A 253-nucleotide genomic window follows, 5' to 3' on the forward strand; every position below is an offset into this window, starting at 1 on the left:
GGTCTTGATGACGTCCGGGCCGGTGATGAACATGTGCGAGGTCTGGTCGACCATGACCGTGAAGTCGGTGATGGCGGGGGAGTAGACCGCGCCGCCCGCGCAGGGGCCGACGACCAGGCTGATCTGCGGGATGACACCGGAGGCGTGGGTGTTGCGGCGGAAGATCTCGCCGTACATGCCGAGCGCGCTGACACCCTCCTGGATCCGGGCGCCACCCGAGTCGTTGATGCCGATGACCGGGCAGCCGGTCTTG

Annotated in this window: 1 protein-coding gene; it reads right to left on the reverse strand. The window is 67.6% G+C overall.

The genetic code is table 11. The annotated features are described in order from the left end of the window. The coding region (locus tag N4G66_RS45520; RefSeq protein ID WP_315903787.1) for a carboxyl transferase domain-containing protein at positions 1–253 on the reverse strand (253 nt) is incomplete at both ends.

The sequence above is a fragment of the Streptomyces rhizosphaerihabitans genome, assembly GCF_025399795.1.
GTDB classification, from domain to species: Bacteria; Actinomycetota; Actinomycetes; order Streptomycetales; family Streptomycetaceae; genus Streptomyces; species Streptomyces rhizosphaerihabitans.